16 protein-coding genes are annotated in these 15,820 nt (G+C 59.2%); 6 read left to right on the forward strand and 10 right to left on the reverse strand.

The annotated features are described in order from the left end of the window. Positions 1-162 precede the first annotated feature (162 nt). Positions 163-951, forward strand: coding sequence for an SDR family NAD(P)-dependent oxidoreductase (locus FGE05_RS03060; protein ID WP_139641431.1), 789 nt, complete (start codon positions 163-165; stop codon positions 949-951). A gap of 28 nt (positions 952-979) precedes the next feature. Beyond that, a complete protein-coding gene (locus tag FGE05_RS29755) occupies positions 980-1,150 on the forward strand; it encodes a hypothetical protein (protein WP_176562970.1) in 171 nt (56 codons plus the stop codon). Between the two features lie 66 nt (positions 1,151-1,216). Here the strand turns inward: FGE05_RS29755 and FGE05_RS03065 are convergent, their stop codons facing one another. Both FGE05_RS03065 and FGE05_RS03070 read right to left on the reverse strand, forming a co-directional pair. Further along, positions 1,217-2,344: a diguanylate cyclase gene (locus FGE05_RS03065; protein WP_139641659.1), complete on the reverse strand. Its 1,128-nt coding sequence runs from the start codon at positions 2,342-2,344 to the stop codon at positions 1,217-1,219. A 200-nt stretch (positions 2,345-2,544) separates the two neighbouring features. Further along, entirely contained in the window at positions 2,545-3,108 is a 564-nt protein-coding gene (locus tag FGE05_RS03070) for a TetR/AcrR family transcriptional regulator (RefSeq protein WP_139641433.1), read from the reverse strand. Positions 3,109-3,257: 149 nt separating this feature from the next. On the opposite strand from FGE05_RS03070, the gene FGE05_RS03075 reads away from it, so the two are divergent. Then, complete coding sequence (locus FGE05_RS03075) at positions 3,258-3,956, forward strand: glutathione S-transferase (protein ID WP_139641434.1); 699 nt, start codon at positions 3,258-3,260, stop codon at positions 3,954-3,956. 105 nt (positions 3,957-4,061) lie between these two features. On the opposite strand, the gene FGE05_RS03080 is transcribed toward FGE05_RS03075, so the two are convergent. The 4 genes from FGE05_RS03080 to FGE05_RS03095 form a co-directional block, all read right to left on the reverse strand. Then, positions 4,062-4,436, reverse strand: coding sequence for a lysozyme inhibitor LprI family protein (locus tag FGE05_RS03080; RefSeq protein ID WP_081993370.1), 375 nt, complete (start codon positions 4,434-4,436; stop codon positions 4,062-4,064). A gap of 118 nt (positions 4,437-4,554) precedes the next feature. Next, the gene (locus tag FGE05_RS03085) at positions 4,555-5,325 is read right to left on the reverse strand and encodes a MetQ/NlpA family ABC transporter substrate-binding protein (RefSeq protein ID WP_139641436.1); all 771 of its coding nucleotides are present in this window, start codon (positions 5,323-5,325) and stop codon (positions 4,555-4,557) included. A gap of 78 nt (positions 5,326-5,403) precedes the next feature. After that, the gene (locus FGE05_RS03090; protein WP_139641438.1) at positions 5,404-6,078 is read right to left on the reverse strand and encodes a methionine ABC transporter permease; all 675 of its coding nucleotides are present in this window, start codon (positions 6,076-6,078) and stop codon (positions 5,404-5,406) included. Beyond that, positions 6,078-7,085, reverse strand: coding sequence for a methionine ABC transporter ATP-binding protein (locus FGE05_RS03095; protein ID WP_139641440.1), 1,008 nt, complete (start codon positions 7,083-7,085; stop codon positions 6,078-6,080). Before FGE05_RS03095 ends, FGE05_RS03090 begins: the two co-directional genes overlap by 1 nt. Positions 7,086-7,499: 414 nt before the next feature. On the opposite strand from FGE05_RS03095, the gene FGE05_RS03100 reads away from it, so the two are divergent. Together FGE05_RS03100 and katE are read left to right on the forward strand one after the other, a co-directional pair. Then, a complete protein-coding gene (locus FGE05_RS03100; protein ID WP_139641442.1) occupies positions 7,500-9,386 on the forward strand; it encodes a ricin-type beta-trefoil lectin domain protein in 1,887 nt (628 codons plus the stop codon). Between the two features lie 205 nt (positions 9,387-9,591). Further along, on the forward strand, positions 9,592-11,730 hold the full coding sequence (katE, locus tag FGE05_RS03105; RefSeq protein ID WP_139641444.1) for a catalase HPII: 2,139 nt from the start codon (positions 9,592-9,594) through the stop codon (positions 11,728-11,730). 132 nt (positions 11,731-11,862) lie between these two features. Here katE and FGE05_RS03110 read toward each other — a convergent pair whose 3' ends face one another. Genes FGE05_RS03110 through zur form a run of 4 tightly spaced genes read right to left on the reverse strand, consistent with a single transcriptional unit; the run spans position 11,863 to position 14,659 of the window. Beyond that, positions 11,863-12,576 carry a PA5502 family lipoprotein gene (locus FGE05_RS03110; RefSeq protein WP_139641446.1) on the reverse strand — a complete coding sequence of 238 codons (714 nt, stop codon included), beginning with the start codon at positions 12,574-12,576 and terminating at the stop codon, positions 11,863-11,865. Between the two features lie 37 nt (positions 12,577-12,613). After that, a complete protein-coding gene (gene znuB, locus FGE05_RS03115; RefSeq protein ID WP_139641449.1) occupies positions 12,614-13,402 on the reverse strand; it encodes a zinc ABC transporter permease subunit ZnuB in 789 nt (262 codons plus the stop codon). Beyond that, complete coding sequence (znuC, locus tag FGE05_RS03120; protein ID WP_041024685.1) at positions 13,395-14,177, reverse strand: zinc ABC transporter ATP-binding protein ZnuC; 783 nt, start codon at positions 14,175-14,177, stop codon at positions 13,395-13,397. Before znuC ends, znuB begins: the two co-directional genes overlap by 8 nt. Next, positions 14,177-14,659 carry a zinc uptake transcriptional repressor Zur gene (gene zur, locus FGE05_RS03125; RefSeq protein WP_024778404.1) on the reverse strand — a complete coding sequence of 161 codons (483 nt, stop codon included), beginning with the start codon at positions 14,657-14,659 and terminating at the stop codon, positions 14,177-14,179. The genes znuC and zur overlap by 1 nt, the downstream gene beginning before the upstream one ends. 66 nt (positions 14,660-14,725) lie before the next feature. Between zur and FGE05_RS03130 the strand changes: the two genes are divergently transcribed. After that, positions 14,726-15,649: a zinc ABC transporter substrate-binding protein gene (locus FGE05_RS03130; protein WP_139641451.1), complete on the forward strand. Its 924-nt coding sequence runs from the start codon at positions 14,726-14,728 to the stop codon at positions 15,647-15,649. The last annotated feature ends 171 nt before the right edge of the window (positions 15,650-15,820 follow it).

A 15,820-nucleotide genomic window follows, 5' to 3' on the forward strand; every position in this document is an offset into this window, starting at 1 on the left:
TAGACATTCGCTCAATCAACGAAGCAAACCCGACACCGCTTGTCGGGTTTGCTTCGTTTTACTGGATTGTCGCTATCTTCAATCGTTGTACGAAGAACTCGTAAATATCGTCTCGCCAAACATCGCACAGCCCCCTGGTCCATTACTCAAGGAGTCCCTCCCATGAAAATCGACTTCACCGGCCGTTACGTTTTAGTCACCGGCTCCACCAGCGGCATCGGTTTTGCCACCGCCAAAGGCTTCCTCGAAGCCGGCGCCAATGTGGTCCTCAACGGACGCAGCGAGAGCAGCGTGCAGGACGCGTTGCAGCGCTTGGGCGAGCTTGCCTCCAAAGCCGAAGGCTTTGTGGGCGACCTCAGCAACGCGTCAGGCTGCCAGGCATTGGTCGCCAAGTACCCGCGTTTCGATGTGGTCATCAACAACCTGGGCATCTTCAAGCTGGAAGATTTCTTCGACACGCCGGACAGCGAATGGCAGCGCTTCTTCGAAACCAACGTGATGTCCGGCGTGCGTGTTTCCAGGGCCTATGCGCAGGGCATGGTCGAGCGTGGTTGGGGGCGGATTGTGTTTGTCTCGTCGGAATCCGGCGTGAATATTCCTGCCGACATGATCCACTACGGTTTCACCAAGACCGCCCAACTCTCCATTGCACGCGGCCTTGCCAAGCGCCTCGCTGGCACGGGCGTTACGGTGAACTCGGTGCTGCCCGGGCCGACGTTGTCCGAAGGGGTTGCCCAAATGCTCCAGGCCGATGTCGAGCGCACTGGGGAAAGCCTGGAAAAGGTGGCGGCGGATTTCGTCAATGAGCACCGCAGTACCTCGATCATCCAGCGCGCGGCGCGGGTCGAGGAAGTTGCCAACATGATCATCTATGCCAGCTCGGAACAGGCCTCGGCGACCACGGGGGCGGCGCTGCGTGTTGATGGGGGTGTGGTGGATAGCATCGTTTAGCAGCTCCAGTTCTATTGCCGAGGTTTCCATGAAGACTTCTAAGCGCACTCCAAAGCCGTTGCTTGCTGCTCAGTACGAAGCCGAAGCCCGCCGTCTGGCTGGTTGTGCGACGAGTATTGAGCGTCAGTTCTTGTCGGTTAGCCTCGCCAAAGGCAAGGAGCTTGAGCCTATTGGCCGAATGGCTGGCGCTAAATCCTGAACTCTGTTCACATAAAAAATCGCCAAATAGGCGGTTTTCTGGTTCCTGCGCCGGGCAAATCCACCCCTACTGCGCAACCGCCACCTGATTGCGCCCCAACGCCTTCGCCCGATACAGGGCCTTATCCGCGTTATTCATCAAGCTATGCAGGTCCTTATGCCCAGCCTCCGTCGACGCGACACCGAGGCTGGCCGTTATTCCGTGAACCGGCTCGATCATCAACCCGCCAATTGTCTGGATCAGTTCTTCTGCAATCTTGATGGCGACCTCGATGGAAGTGTCCGGAAGCAAAATCGCGAACTCTTCCCCGCCCAGTCGACCGTGAATGTCCGTCGCACGAAAGGACGAGCTGATGACCACACCCATCTGGCGCAACACCTGATCCCCAACCTGATGGCCGTAGGTGTCGTTGATCTGCTTGAAATGGTCCATGTCCAGCATTACCGCACACAACCCCTGCCGATTGGTTTTACAGTCGTTATAGAGCCGTTGGGCATGTTCGAAAAAAGCCCGTCGGCTTTTCAGACCCGTCAGTTCATCGGTTTGGGCTGCGCGGGTTGAAATGCTGTTCGCCTGCTCCATCTCACGGGTCAATCGGAAAGCGGTTTCCAGTGCCTGGGACATTTTGTGTGTGGCACGGGCGGCAAATGCCGCGAACACCACAATCGAAAGCGCCATGCCGACTTGGATCGGAAAGGGTTGAAACAGCAGCCAGGCGGTGCATGGCAACAGAACCAGGCCAATGGAGACGAGCGTCATATCGCGGTAGGCCGAATAGCAGGACACCGCGCTGACGGACATGCCGACCGTAAAGAGCATGACCAATGCCTGCGCCAAGAGATCGTCTGCCGGCATGACCGCCAATGCGCCTCCCCCCCAGATGCTGGCGGACAGCACGAGGGTGATCCAGTATTTGCGCTCCCAGTGCTGAGGCGTGCGTTTGCTTTCGTCGCTGCGAACATAGGCAATGAACAACGAGACGCGCAACAACGTCGACCCGGTCAGGATGGCCAGCCACCAGAAGATAACGCTGTGGTCAAAGCGATCCCAGCACAGCCAAGACAGCATGATGGCCGCGAGGTAACTGCCAAAAACCGCGGAAACCGATTGGCGAAAAAGTTGCTGTAACCGGTCAGTTCGCACCTGCTCGGCGATGAACAAACCCTGGTCATCCCGAGATCCTAGGCAACCCATATGATCCACCTGATCGTGACGCAACTTAAAAAAACGATTGTGGCACCTTGCCAGCAACGCAAACAACCGAATTACACCCATTGTAGGGCCCTTGAAGCATTACCCTGCCCTCGAACGCACTCTAGGCATGGCAAAAACCTCGGCATTCTCGGTGGTCGGCAGAATGTTGCCCTGATCCTGCAGCGTTTTTGCGACGGCAGTCAGGCTGGAATCAACCCCGACTCCTGGTAGCTCGATATCAGGTCGTCGAACAGGCCGATATCCCCCCGGGTTCGCGCAATTAACTGAGCGCCAGCAACCGCGGTGTAAATGGCAAGGGCTCGACGCTCACAGGTTGGCGTGTCGCCTGCCCCGAGATCGGCCAGTACCTGGGCCAGCCACTTCACGTTAACGTCCGCAAACGCCTTGACCTCTCGCATCACTTCTTCGGGCAGGTCCTCGGATTCGGCTGCCATGAAGCTGGACAGGCAGAGCCTGTTACCGTTCTGAAGAGACGTGCGAAAAATGGAGGGGTAGAGCTGCAGGCACCGTTTCGGATCGACATTGGTGGCGCGGATTTCTTCAAGCGCCCGCTGCACATCCTGCCAGTAGCGTTCAGCGACCGCAGCGCCCAGGCCGGCCTTGCTGGGGAAGTGGTAGTAGATGCTCGCATTCTTGATGCCGACTTCTTCGGCAATGCTGCGGAAATTGATACCGCTGTAACCGTGTAGCTGGGCGGCGGATTTGGCCGCCGCCAATATGGCTTCTCGAGCATTTTCGTTCACGTTGCCACCTCGCATCGAGATTCAAGTTCGTCAGATGCGAGGGATTCTACGCGCAGATCCGCTTACCTGCCAATTGTCAGGTAGGGGATTGACGACGTCGAAAGTTCGGTTCAGTCTTTACCTACCAACTGACAGGCAGGGAATAGATCATGACTTTTCCACAGCAACGCAGTGACGCATCGCCAACGACTTCCAAGCTGAAAATCTACGATTGGTTCAATGGCCCTTATCCCGCCCGAGTGCGCATCGCACTGGCGGAAAAGGGCTTGCTGCCAAACGTCGAGTTTGTGTCGGTCAATCTTTGGACGGGCGAGCACAAGAACCCCGAGTTCCTGGCCATCAATTACTCCGGGACACTGCCCGTGCTGGAATTGAGCGATGGGACGCGGATCGCAGAGTGCACGGCGATTACCCAATACCTGGATAGCCTGGACGGCCATCCGACGTTGACGGGCGAAACGCCTGTTGAAAAAGGCATCATCCATATGATGACCAAGCGTGCCGAAATCGAGTTTCTCGATGCCGTCAGCACGTACTTTCACCATGCCACGCCGGGCCTCGGCCCAGAGGTCGAGCTATACCAGAATGCTGAATGGGGCGGCCGGATGCGTGACAAGGCGATCCGGGGCATGCGCTATTTCGACAACCTTCTCAAAGACCAGCCCTTCGTGGCGGGCGACAAGTTTTCGATGGCCGATATTGCGGTACTGGGCGGCATGATCTTCGCCTCGCTGGTGCAGCTCCCGGTGCCTGAAGAGTGCCTGGCGCTTCGAGCATGGCACGCCAGGATGCAGGAGCGCTCCAGCGTCCAAGCATGGCGTGCCATGGTCGAGCGTGGCGCTGTGTAGCGTTGAGCCGTGATAGCAGGTGAACCGCCAAAGAAAAACCCGACGCTTTACGTCGGGTTTTTCTTTGGGTACGACTGCAAGCCCGATGTGCTCGTGGTTTACGGCTTACTCGACCTGCGACAGCTTGGCGTCGTCGCAACCGGCAGCACGGCACTCGCGCTCGACAGCCTTGAGTATGACGATACGCGCTTCGGTCTTTTCATTGGCACAGTCCAGGTAGAGCAGGCCATCGTTGGAACAGGCGTTGTCACGAATCTTGATCCACTGGATCTGAGCGGCTTTCACCTTTTTCTTTTGATCCGGGTTCAGAGCACTCATCGTCTTCTTGTATTGATCATTGATTTCCTGATCCGACTGAACCATTTTCAACGACGCGCAATAGGTTCTGTCATAGGCGTTTCTAGGGTTATCGCAACTCATCGCGGATGCCGATGCGGATGCCATTGCCAGCAGTGCCCCAACCAACAAAGACTTGATCACTTACTTCTCTCCCTGAATGCCCTCTATTCATTAGAGGTCGTGGCGTGGAATTTATCATGAGTGCAAAAAAAACGGGCCTGCATTCCCACGCAGCCCCGTTTTTTCATCACCGATCAGATCAGAACGCTGGCAACACCGCGCCTTTGTACTTCTCCAGAATGAACGCCTTCACTTCCGGGCTATGCAACGCAGCCGCCAGCTTCCTCATCGCCTCGCTGTCCTTGTCATCCTCACGGGCTACCAGGATGTTCACGTAAGGCGAGTCGTTGCCTTCGATCACCAGCGCATCCTTGGACGGATCCAGCTTGGCTTCCAGCGCGTAGTTGGTATTGATCAGCGCCAGATCCACCTGAGTCAGAACGCGGGGAATGGTCGCCGCTTCCAGCTCGCGGAATTTCAGGTCCTTCGGGTTCTCGGTGATGTCCTTGGTGGTCGACAGGATGTTGGCCGGATCCTTCAGCTTGATCACCCCGGCCTTCGCCAGCAGCAACAGCGCACGGCCGCCGTTGGTGGCGTCGTTCGGGATCACCACGTTGGCGCCGCCTGGCAGTTCTTCGAGCTTCTTGTACTTATTGGAATACGCGCCCAGGGGTTCCAGGTGCACACCCGTCACGCTTACCAGGTGCGTGCCCTTGGCCTTGTTGAACTCATCCAGGTACGGCTGGTGCTGGAAGAAGTTGGCATCCAGGCGCTTCTCGGCGACCTGTACGTTCGGCTGGATGTAGTCGGTGAAGACCTTGACCTTGAGGTCCACGCCTTCTTTGGCCAATGCCGGTTTGACGAATTCGAGGATTTCCGCGTGGGGCACCGGCGTTGCCGCAACGGTCAGGGTATCGGCGTGGGCGGAAAATGCTGCGGCGGCAGCGAAGGCAACCAGTAACTTCTTCATTCAGCTAACTCCTTGTGGGGCGCCCGCTCTTGGCGCCTGCCAGCGAATGGCTGGCTCATGGTTTATGGGCTCGAGGCCTTATTTTCTAGAGAAATGCACAACCAGCTTGTCGCCTACGGTTTGCAGGACCTGGACCAGCACCAGCAGCAATACCACCGTGACCACCATGACATCGGTCTGGAAACGCTGGTAACCGAACCGGATCGCCAGGTCACCCAAGCCACCGGCGCCCACCACACCGGCCATGGCCGTGTAGGACACCAGCGTAATCGCTGTCACCGTAATCGCTGCAAAGATGCCCGGACGGGCTTCCGGCAGCAAGGCGTTGACGATGATCTGCCGGGTGGTTGCGCCCATGGCCTGGGTCGCTTCGATGATGCCGCGGTCGACTTCGCGCAGGGCGGTTTCCACCAGGCGGGCGAAGAACGGGGTCGCGCCGACCACCAGTGGTGGAATTGCGCCGGCCACGCCCAACGAGGTGCCGGTAATCAATACCGTGAACGGGATCATCACGATCAACAGAATGATGAACGGCAGCGAGCGCAGGATGTTGACGATCAGCGATAACAGCGCATAAACGCCCCGGGCTTCGAGCAACTGGCGTGGGCTGCACAGGAACAGCAGCACCCCCAGCGGCAAGCCGAGCAGCACGGTGAACAACAGCGAACCGAACAGCATCAGGAAGGTGTCGCCAGTCGCCAGCCAGATTTCCAGCCAGTCGATGTTTACAAAGAAATTCGTCAGCAGTTCCATTAGCGCAGCACCTCCATGTGGACATCGGCCGCGGTGAAGCGGGCGAAAGCCGCCTCCATGTCACCGCCGGTGATGGCGAGGGTCAGTTGCCCGTAGGGGGTGTCTTTGATGCGGTCGATACGGCCGGCCAGGATGCTGTAGTCCACACCGGTTTCCCGGGCGACGGTGCCGAGCAAGGGGGCGTAGGTCGCATCGCCCTGGAAGGTCAGACGCACGATGCGCCCAGGTACGTGGGCAAAATCGTCGCGCTGTTCGCTCTCGTCGATCTGCTCGTCTTCCTGGACGAAACGCTTGGTGGTCGGGTGCTTGGGATGCAGGAACACGTCGGCCACCGGACCTTGCTCGACGATGACGCCGGCGTCCATCACCGCCACTTCATCGCAGACCCGGCGGATCACGTCCATTTCATGGGTGATCAACACGATGGTCAGCTTCAGCTCGCGGTTGATTTCGGCCAGCAGTTGCAGCACCGATGCGGTGGTTTGCGGGTCCAGCGCACTGGTGGCTTCGTCGCACAACAGGATCTTGGGCTTGGTCGCCAGGGCGCGGGCGATGCCGACGCGTTGCTTCTGGCCGCCGGACAACTGGGCCGGGTATTTCCTGGCGTGATCGGACAAGCCTACTCGGGCCAGCAACTCGGCCACTCGCCGGTCAATGTCGCTGCGGGACAGCTCGCCCGCCAAGGTCAGTGGCAAGGCCACGTTGTCGGCCACGGTCTTGGAGGCCAGCAGGTTGAAGTGCTGGAAAATCATCCCGACCTGTTGACGGAAGCGTCGCAGACCGTTGGCGTCCAGGGCGGTGATTTCTTCACCGTCGACGATGATCTTGCCGCCGCTGGCGTCTTCCAGGCGATTGATCAGACGCAGTAGGGTACTTTTTCCTGCACCGGAGTGGCCGATCAGGCCGAAGACCTGACCGTTCTCGATCGTCAGACTGGTCGGGTGCAGAGCGGGGATATCCTTACCGGCGACGCGGTAGGTTTTATGGACGTTTTGAAACTCGATCACGTAGCGAACCTTGTGGGGCGCGTTGGAAAAGGGGCAGCGGTTAGCCGGGGGCGCATTTTAGCCTGTCTGTATAGAGGTCATTAGCATTTATTTCGCAAACTGACTGCCATTTGGAAATAACGCGATCGAAGGTCAGCGAGCCTGGTGGTCGGTCGTTGAGCACCCCTGCGCGCCGCTGTCGGGGACCGGGCGCCATGCGGCCGTCGCCAACCCAGACAGTAACAACACCGTTAATACTTCTTGCTCAAGAGCATTCAAAGTTAGCTTTTAATATATTCACATACTCGGTTTCATTTCGAATAAGTCCTTTCAGTTGTCCACGGATAAGTATCTGGTAAGTTACCGGCCGTCGCTCACTACAGCGAAGTAAAGCCCGTCACGCAATGGCGGGGAAACATTTAAAAGGAATTGAATGTGAAAAAACATAAGGCTATTTTTGCAGGACTGTTTGTGTTGGGCGTAATGGCAAACGCAGTGGCTGCAAGTTCGACGACTTCGGACACTTTAATGATCTTCGGTGAACTTCCCGACGCGCATGTCGCGCTACCTCGGTACCAGGCCTTGTCAGTCGCGGCAATGCCTGAGAAAGAATTCAAGGAGCGACTTGCCGACGACAAATTTTCTTCCCTGGCCTATCTGGACATCGCCGCAGTAAAGGACGATGAAGCCGCCATCGAGAAAGCAACGGCGATTTTCCGCTCGGGGAAACCGGTGCTGTTGAAAATGGGCTACCAGACGACGGAACTGGCGAAAACAGTAAGTGGCATATTCGGAATTTCCAGCGCGTTTGACTATGCCTTGTTTCACCGGGTGAGCAATTCGGAGATCAATGTCTATCGCCTGGAAGGTTACCAGGATGAAGCCGTCCTGGAAGCGGTGTTGTTGCTGGTCACGGAACTGCAGGCACAGGGCAGCTACCCCCGGGAGGAAGGCGAGTTCATTGGCCTGCCGAAACTGACCTACAACATCAATCTTCAAAGCCCGAACCAGGAAATGACGTCCGTGGTGAATATCGATGTCATCAGGAGTGCAGAGCGAAGCCAGGACAAGAAGTTCGTTTCCATCAAAACGTCGCCAACGACAACGCGTTCCACGAAAAACGGCATCACCATTGGTGGGTCCGGACCGGGTGGCAGTGGGGAAAATCTGTGGGGCGCGTACTTGCCCCATGCATACCGGTTCACTCACCAACTGACCGCTGAACAGGTTGTTCCGGTGTTGGTCAATTCGGCGCCTGCCAGCGATTCGAGGACGGATTTCAATTACAGCGAGACGAAAACCAATGGATTTTCCATTGGCGGAACATTGGGTAGCGAGTTTGGCGGAACGAAAGCCGAAAACATTACCTATGCCGCCAAATCGCCGTTCAACGTGAATTTCGGCCTGAGTTATTCACATTCCAAGACCATGAGCTACGCGTTCCAGGACTACTCGTTGATCGCAGCGCAGAACGGCTCGAAGTTGACGTGGAACGCACCCATAGACCCCAAGCTGAAGGCTGTATTGGTCGACAGGCTCACGGCCGGCATGCCTATTTTGACTGAGGCGCGAATGACGCCAATGATGCGCTCGGCGTCGCTTGAGTCTTATACCTTGTGGGAGTTGCCCGGCACCTACACCGGTGCGGCAACAGTCAGCATTGGCGGCGGCTATGATTTGAATCGGCGTGAGTGGTGGTGGGATCGGACCCAGGTTAGATCCCTGCATGTCACCGATGTCTACGATGCCGCCGAGCAGTACACGCTGGACTTGAACAGTCCGTTCCTGACACGCGAGATGACCGTGCTGATTCGCTCCGCCGACGGCGTCGGCAAGTGCATGTCTGAAAACGCCAACTCCGGTGTTTCCCTTGAGTCCTGTGCGGCCTCGAACGTCAATCAGCTGTGGGGCCTGGATTCGGAGAATCGGTACGTCAACCGGGCGTCGAACCGGTGCCTGAGCGTGCGCGAAACGGATGGCGCCCTGATCACCGATAGCTGCGCCCTGGATAACCGGCAGCAGTGGGAGTGGCAAGCGGATCGGATTCATTCGTTGTACAACCGCGACTGGCGCCTTTATGCCGATGACACCCGGCTGAAAGTCATTCCGGATGACTCCATGCACTTCCAGGACACGCCCAAGAACGTGTTCAACCCGCTGAACATTCCTTGGGCGAGCTATCCACGGGCACCGTCTATCCATGATGTGATGCCCAACCACTTGGGCCCATCGCCTCAGATCAGCCCGGAATGGGTCGACCGCTATCAAGGCGTGGATACGCGCCAGAGGTGGAGAATCGAGATCCTGCGCGATGGCATCTGACCGCTGAAGCTCCGTCAACCCAACGGTGAGGTTCATCACCGTTGGGTTGGCGCCGGCGGGGAACATCCAGGCGCGTTTCGAGGGAACGGCTCGAACCCTCATCAGTCACTACATAAGCCACTCCCAAATGCCTGGGCACTACTGCCCCGGCGCTTGTCCGCAAGCCCTGTCTGGAAAAGGGATCGAAACGAGGAGTTTATGTCTGATGAATACCAAGCAGCCTGCAACCGCCAAGAGCCAACTGGCCGGGACCGACACCCTGGATCGCGGCAACACCAACGCCAAGCTTGAGAGCCTGGAGCCGTTTCGCTCCGATGCCACCGAGCAGGCATTGCGCACCAACCAGGGAGTGAAGATCGCCGACAACCAGAACACCCTCCGTGCCGGCGCCCGTGGGCCTTCGCTGCTGGAAGATTTCATCATGCGTGAAAAGATCACGCATTTTGACCATGAGCGTATCCCTGAGCGCATCGTTCACGCCCGCGGTACCGGGGCCCATGGTTACTTTCAGAGTTATGAAGCGCATTCGGCACTGACCAAGGCTGGTTTCCTACAGGACCCGAGCAAGAAGACTCCGGTGTTCGTGCGTTTTTCCACCGTGCAGGGGCCACGGGGGTCCGGTGACACGGTGCGTGACGTGCGGGGCTTTGCCGTGAAGTTCTTCACCGACGAAGGCAACTTCGATCTGGTCGGCAACAACATGCCAGTATTTTTCATACAGGATGCGGTGAAGTTTCCTGACTTCGTCCACGCGGTAAAACCCGAACCCCATAACGAGATTCCTACCGGCGGTTCGGCCCACGACACCTTCTGGGATTTTGTCTCGCTGGTGCCGGAGTCGGCTCATATGGTGATCTGGGCGATGTCCGACCGGGCCATTCCAAAGAGCTTGCGAAGCATGCAAGGCTTCGGGGTCCATACCTTTCGTATGATCAACGCCGAAGGCCGCAGCAGTTTCGTCAAGTTCCATTGGCGACCCAAGGTCGGTACGTGTTCATTGGTGTGGGACGAAGCCCAGAAGCTGGCCGGTAAAGATACGGACTACCACCGGCGCGATCTGTGGGAAGCGATCGAGATGGGGGATTACCCGGAGTGGGAGTTCGGTGTGCAGGTCGTCGCCGAGGAAGACGAGCACAAATTCGACTTCGACCTGCTCGACCCGACCAAGATCATCCCTGAAGAACTCGTGCCCATCACGCCACTGGGCAAGATGGTGCTGAACCGCAACCCGGACAATTTCTTCGCCGAAGTCGAGCAAGTCGCCTTCTGCCCCGGGCATATCGTGCCGGGCATCGACTTTTCCAACGACCCTTTGCTGCAAGGCCGGCTCTTTTCCTATACCGATACGCAGATCAGCCGACTCGGTGGGCCGAATTTTCATGAGCTGCCGATTAACCGTGCGATCACCCCTGTACACAACGGCCAGCGTGACGCCATGCACCGCACCACCATCGACAAGGGGCGGACCTCCTACGAGCCGAACTCCATCGACGGTGGTTGGCCGAAGGAAACCCCGCCCGGTCCGCAAGACGGTGGTTTTGAAAGCTATCCAGAGCGTATCGACGCCTACAAGATCCGCCAGCGCAGTGACTCGTTCGGTGACCATTTTTCCCAGGCGCGGCTGTTCTACAAAAGCATGAGTGCCCATGAGCAGGAGCACATCCTCGCGGCCTACAGTTTCGAATTGGGCAAGGTCGAGCGGGAGTACATCAGGGCGCGGCAGGTTAACGAGATTCTCGCCAACATCGATTTGGACCTGGCGGCACGGGTGGCGAAAAACCTCGGATTGCCGGCGCCCACTGCGGGCACCGTGAATGTACCGACGCCTTCGCTGGAGACATCCCCGGCCTTGAGCCAGGCGAACTTGCTGTCCGGAGATATCAAGACACGCAAAGTCGCGGTGCTGGTGGCGAACGGCGTCGATGGGGCGATCATCGATGCGCTCAAGCAGGCGCTGGAGGCCGAGGGTGCCCATGCAAAAGTCCTCGGGCCGACCTCCGCGCCGGTCACGACCGCCGATGGGCAGACGCTGGCGGTGGATGCATCCATGGAAGGCTTGCCATCCATTGCCTTTGACGCAGTGTTCGTGCCGGGCGGCGCGCAGTCGATCCAGGCCTTGAGTACCGATGGTGTTGCGCTGCATTACCTGCTGGAAGCCTACAAACACCTGAAGGCTATCGCCCTCAACGGTGAAGCCAGGCAATTGTTGGCGTTGTTGAAACTGGAGGCGGACGCGGGGCTGATTCCGGATGCGGATGCCGGGAAGTTCGCGGATTTCTTTGCGGCGATCGCCCAGCATCGGGTTTGGGCGCGGGAGTCCAAGGCCAAAGGGATTCCGGCTTGATGATTGTCTGAAAAGGGCTTGTTGCCTGTCAGGACGCTATCGCGAGCAGGCTCGCTCCCACAGGTGTGTGTCGGATACAAAATTTGTATTCACAACACATCCAATGTGGGAGCGAGCCTGCTCGCGATGCCTTTAAGATTTACGCGGAGTCAGCACCAGCTGCGCCGGCACGCTGCGCAGGAGCTGTTTGCGAAGCTTCAGGTCAAACCCCGGATCCAGCTTTTTTACCCGCTTGGTCAGCAGGTTCGCCAGCCATGGATAATCGTTGGTACGCGGCGCCTGAACTGTGACATCACACTGGAAATTCACCACATCGGCGGCAATGGCATCCAGTTGCCGACGCATTTGCTGGATATCGTTGATGTCGAGCTGAATCGTGGTGCTCTCGGCGCTCGGATCGATCAGCTTGGCGACCGGTTTGGTTTCGGCAGCCTGGAGGGCGGCCTCGGCTTTATCCAGCTCGACCTTACGGGCCTCGGCGATCGCGCCGTTGACTTCACCGGTCAGAGCCGGGGCCTTGGGCATCAGGGCGCGAGCACGGCTCAGGGCGGTGGCGGCGGCGTTTACATCGCCTTTTTGCAGATCGATCTGGCTGCGGCGCAGATACGCCTCGGCCAGTTGCCGCTGATAGGGCTCCAGCGCCGGGTCATTCGGCGTCTGGGCCTGCAGTGCGGCCAATTGATCTTCAGCGGTGGCCAACTCATTGCTGGCCAGGCTTTGTTCCAGCTGCGCAATGGCCGGGCCCCGGGTGTCGGGCGCTTCGGTCACTGGCGGCGAACTCGTGCAAGCCCCCAGCAGCAAGGAAAATGCGACAAGGAGCAGATAACGGGAGGCGAACGGCTTCATTCCTGCGACTCTCTATTTGCGCAAAAAGCGAGCAAGTCTACACCCCTCGGCGGGGCAGGACAAAACTCAGCAGAAACAATGCCGCGGCGCTGACCACGATCGACGGGCCGGCCGGGGTGTCCTTGAACCACGACAAGGCCAGCCCGCCACACACCGCAAGCATGCCCAGCAGGCTCGCGCCCAGGGCCATCTGCTCCGGCGAGCGGGCGTGACGCTGTGCTGCGGCAGCTGGAATGATCAGCAATGACGTAATCAGCAACACACCGACGATTTTCATCGCCACGGCAATGACCACCGCAATCAGCAGCATCAGCGCCAGTCGCAGCCCCGTCACGGGCAGGCCTTCGACCCGGGCCAGTTCTTCGTGGACGGTGACGGCCAGCAAGGGGCGCCAGAGCGCTACCAGCAATAGCAGGACGGCTGCGCTGCCACCCAGGATCCAGGCCAGGTCCGTCGGGCTGATGGCCAGCAGGTCACCGAACAGGTAGGCCATCAAGTCGATCCGCACTTCACGCATGAAGCTCAGCACTACCAGGCCAAGGGACAGGGTACTGGGCGCGAGGATGCCCAGCAGCGTGTCGGATGCCAGCGGCTGGCGCTGTTGCAAGGTCACCAGCACCACCGCCAGCAACAGGCAGCCGACGGTCACCGCCACCGTTGGGCTGACGTCCAGCAAGAACCCCAACGCCACACCGAGCAATGCCGCGTGGGACAAGGTATCGCCGAAATAGGCCATGCGCCGCCAGACCACGAACGAGCCCAGGGGACCGGCCACCAGCGCGAGGGCCAGGCCTGCAAGCAGGGCGTACAACAGAAAATCAGCCATGCTTGCAGCCATCTCCATGAACATGGGGGGTAACAGGTGCACCGATGACCACCGAACCGTGCAGGTCGTGGGCGTGGTCATGGTGGTGGTGATAAATCGCCAGGCTGGGTGCGTTCTTGCCGAACAGTTCGACGAACGCCGGGTCGCCACTGACCTGCTCGGGATGGCCGGAACAGCAGACATGCCGATTGAGGCAGACCACTTGGTCGGTGGTGCTCATGACCAGGTGAAGATCATGGGAAACCATCAGCACACCGCAGCCGTGACGGTCGCGCAGGCGGGTGATCAAGCTGTACAGCTCGGCCTGTCCCGCCACGTCGACCCCCTGTACCGGCTCGTCGAGCACCAGCAGCTCAGGCTCGCGCAGCAAGGCACGGGCCAGCAGCACGCGCTGCATTTCACCACCGGAGATGCTTTGCACCGGGCTGTCGATCACGTGTTCGGCGCCGACTTCGTTGAGTGCCGCCAAGGCCCGCCCGCGATCCACGCCAGGCACCAGGCGCAGGAAACGCAGGACCGACAGGGGCAGCGTCGGGTCTACATGGAGTTTTTGCGGCATGTAGCCGACCCGCAGCTTCGGTTTGCGCCAGACGCTGCCGCTGTCCGGCTTGAGCAAACCCAGCACGGCGCGCACCAGGGTGGTCTTGCCGGCGCCGTTGGGGCCGATCAGGGTGACGATCTGCCCCGGCTCGACGCTCAGGTGGATGTTGTCCAGCACGTTCTGTCCGGCGAACGTCACGGCCACCTGCTCGAGGCGGATCAAGGCATTGCTCATCAGGCCCCCTGGCAACCGGAGCAGAGACCGACCACTTCGACGGTCTGGCTGTCGACCACAAAGCCGACCTCCTTGGCGCTGGCGACGATGGCATCGCTGATGGATTTCTGCTCCAGCTCGATGGCGGCGTGGCATTCGCGGCAGATCAGGAACTGGCCTTGATGGGCGTGTTCGGGGTGGTTGCAGCCGACGAAGGCGTTCAGGGAGGAAATGCGATGCACCAGGCCGTTTTCCAGCAGGAAGTCCAGCGCCCGATAGACCGTCGGCGGCGCGGCGCGGCGGCCGTCCTGCTCGCTGAGCACCGCCAGGATGTCGTAGGCACCCAACGGCTTGTGGCTTTGCCAGACCAGTTCCAGCACGCGTCGCCGCAAGGCGGTCAAGCGCAGCCCCTGCCGTGCACAGATGGCATCGGCCTCGGACAGCGCGCTGTGCACGCAGTGAGAGTGATCGTGGGGACGACTGGCGAGGGGTGTAATAGGCATGGGCAGCGACGAGTTCAGTGAGAGACGTTATTATGTTACCCGTTCTCGCCTCTTCGAGTGGTCATCGTGTCCCGATTTTTTTCGCTCTTTGTCGCTTTTGTCGCAACTTTTCTGTTGATCGGTCCGGCCCAGGCCGAGGTCAAGGTCCTCACCAGCATCAAGCCGCTGCAGTTGATTGCTGCTGCGGTGCAGGACGGCGTGGCCGTTCCCGAGGTGCTGCTGCCTCCCGGAGCTTCGCCTCATCACTACGCCTTGCGCCCATCCGATGTACGCAAGGTGCAATCGGTGGACCTGCTGTACTGGATCGGTCCGGACATGGAAGGGTTCCTGCCGAGGGTGTTGAGCGGTCGTACGCTGCCTTCCGTCGCGGTACAGGACCTGCCGGGGCTCAAGTTGCGGCATTTTACCGAGGACAGCCAATCCCATACCGATGAGGATGGCGACGAGCATGATCATGACCATCGTCCTGGCACGATCGATGCCCATTTGTGGCTTTCACCGATCAACGCTCGGGTGATCGCCGCCAGAATGGCCGCAGACCTGAGCGCTGCCGACCCGGCCAATGCCGAGCGTTATCAAAGCAACCTCAAGGGCTTCAACCAGCGGCTCGATGCCTTGGACACGCGCCTCAAGTCTCGTCTGGCCGGGATTACGGGCAAGCCCTACTTCGTATTCCACGAAGCGTTCGATTATTTCGAAGACACCTACGGTCTCAAGCACGCCGGGGTGTTCGCCGTGGCCGCCGAGGTCCAGCCCGGGGCCCAGCATGTGGCGGCGATGCGCACCCGCTTGCAGGCCGTGGGCAAGACCTGCGTGTTCAGCGAACCGCCCCTGCGCCCGCGCCTGGCCGAAACCCTGGTGGCCGGGTTGCCGGTCAAGCTTGCGGAGCTGGATGCGCTGGGCGGCTACACCCCGGCGACGGCGCAGGGGTATGAGCAGTTGTTGGAAAAGCTGGGGAATGATTTGGCGGGGTGTCTGGAGTCGTTGTAACGCTTGATTGGCGACGATCCCGATCGCGGGCAAGCCTTGCTCCCACAGGGTAAGACACAAGCAAGCCTTGCTCCCACAGGGTAAGACACAAGCAAGCCTTGCTCCCACAGGGTAAGACACAAGCAAGCCTTGCTCCCACAGGGTAAGACACAAGCAAGCCTTGCTCCCACA

Source organism: Pseudomonas sp. ICMP22404 (genome assembly GCF_006227205.1).
Classification (GTDB): domain Bacteria; phylum Pseudomonadota; class Gammaproteobacteria; order Pseudomonadales; family Pseudomonadaceae; genus Aquipseudomonas.

Bases quoted from the DNA above. Each gene is read 5' to 3' on its own strand.
- FGE05_RS03110 (WP_139641446.1), bottom strand. From the start codon at position 12,576: ATGAAGCCGTTCGCCTCCCGTTATCTGCTCCTTGTCGCATTTTCCTTG.
- katE (WP_139641444.1), top strand. From the start codon at position 9,592: ATGAATACCAAGCAGCCTGCAACCGCCAAGAGCCAACTGGCCGGGACC.
- FGE05_RS29755 (WP_176562970.1), top strand. From the start codon at position 980: ATGAAGACTTCTAAGCGCACTCCAAAGCCGTTGCTTGCTGCTCAGTAC.
- FGE05_RS03085 (WP_139641436.1), bottom strand. From the start codon at position 5,325: ATGAAGAAGTTACTGGTTGCCTTCGCTGCCGCCGCAGCATTTTCCGCC.
- FGE05_RS03075 (WP_139641434.1), top strand. From the start codon at position 3,258: ATGACTTTTCCACAGCAACGCAGTGACGCATCGCCAACGACTTCCAAG.
- FGE05_RS03060 (WP_139641431.1), top strand. From the start codon at position 163: ATGAAAATCGACTTCACCGGCCGTTACGTTTTAGTCACCGGCTCCACC.
- FGE05_RS03065 (WP_139641659.1), bottom strand. From the start codon at position 2,344: ATGGGTTGCCTAGGATCTCGGGATGACCAGGGTTTGTTCATCGCCGAG.
- zur (WP_024778404.1), bottom strand. From the start codon at position 14,659: ATGCCTATTACACCCCTCGCCAGTCGTCCCCACGATCACTCTCACTGC.
- FGE05_RS03090 (WP_139641438.1), bottom strand. From the start codon at position 6,078: ATGGAACTGCTGACGAATTTCTTTGTAAACATCGACTGGCTGGAAATC.
- znuB (WP_139641449.1), bottom strand. From the start codon at position 13,402: ATGGCTGATTTTCTGTTGTACGCCCTGCTTGCAGGCCTGGCCCTCGCG.
- znuC (WP_041024685.1), bottom strand. From the start codon at position 14,177: ATGAGCAATGCCTTGATCCGCCTCGAGCAGGTGGCCGTGACGTTCGCC.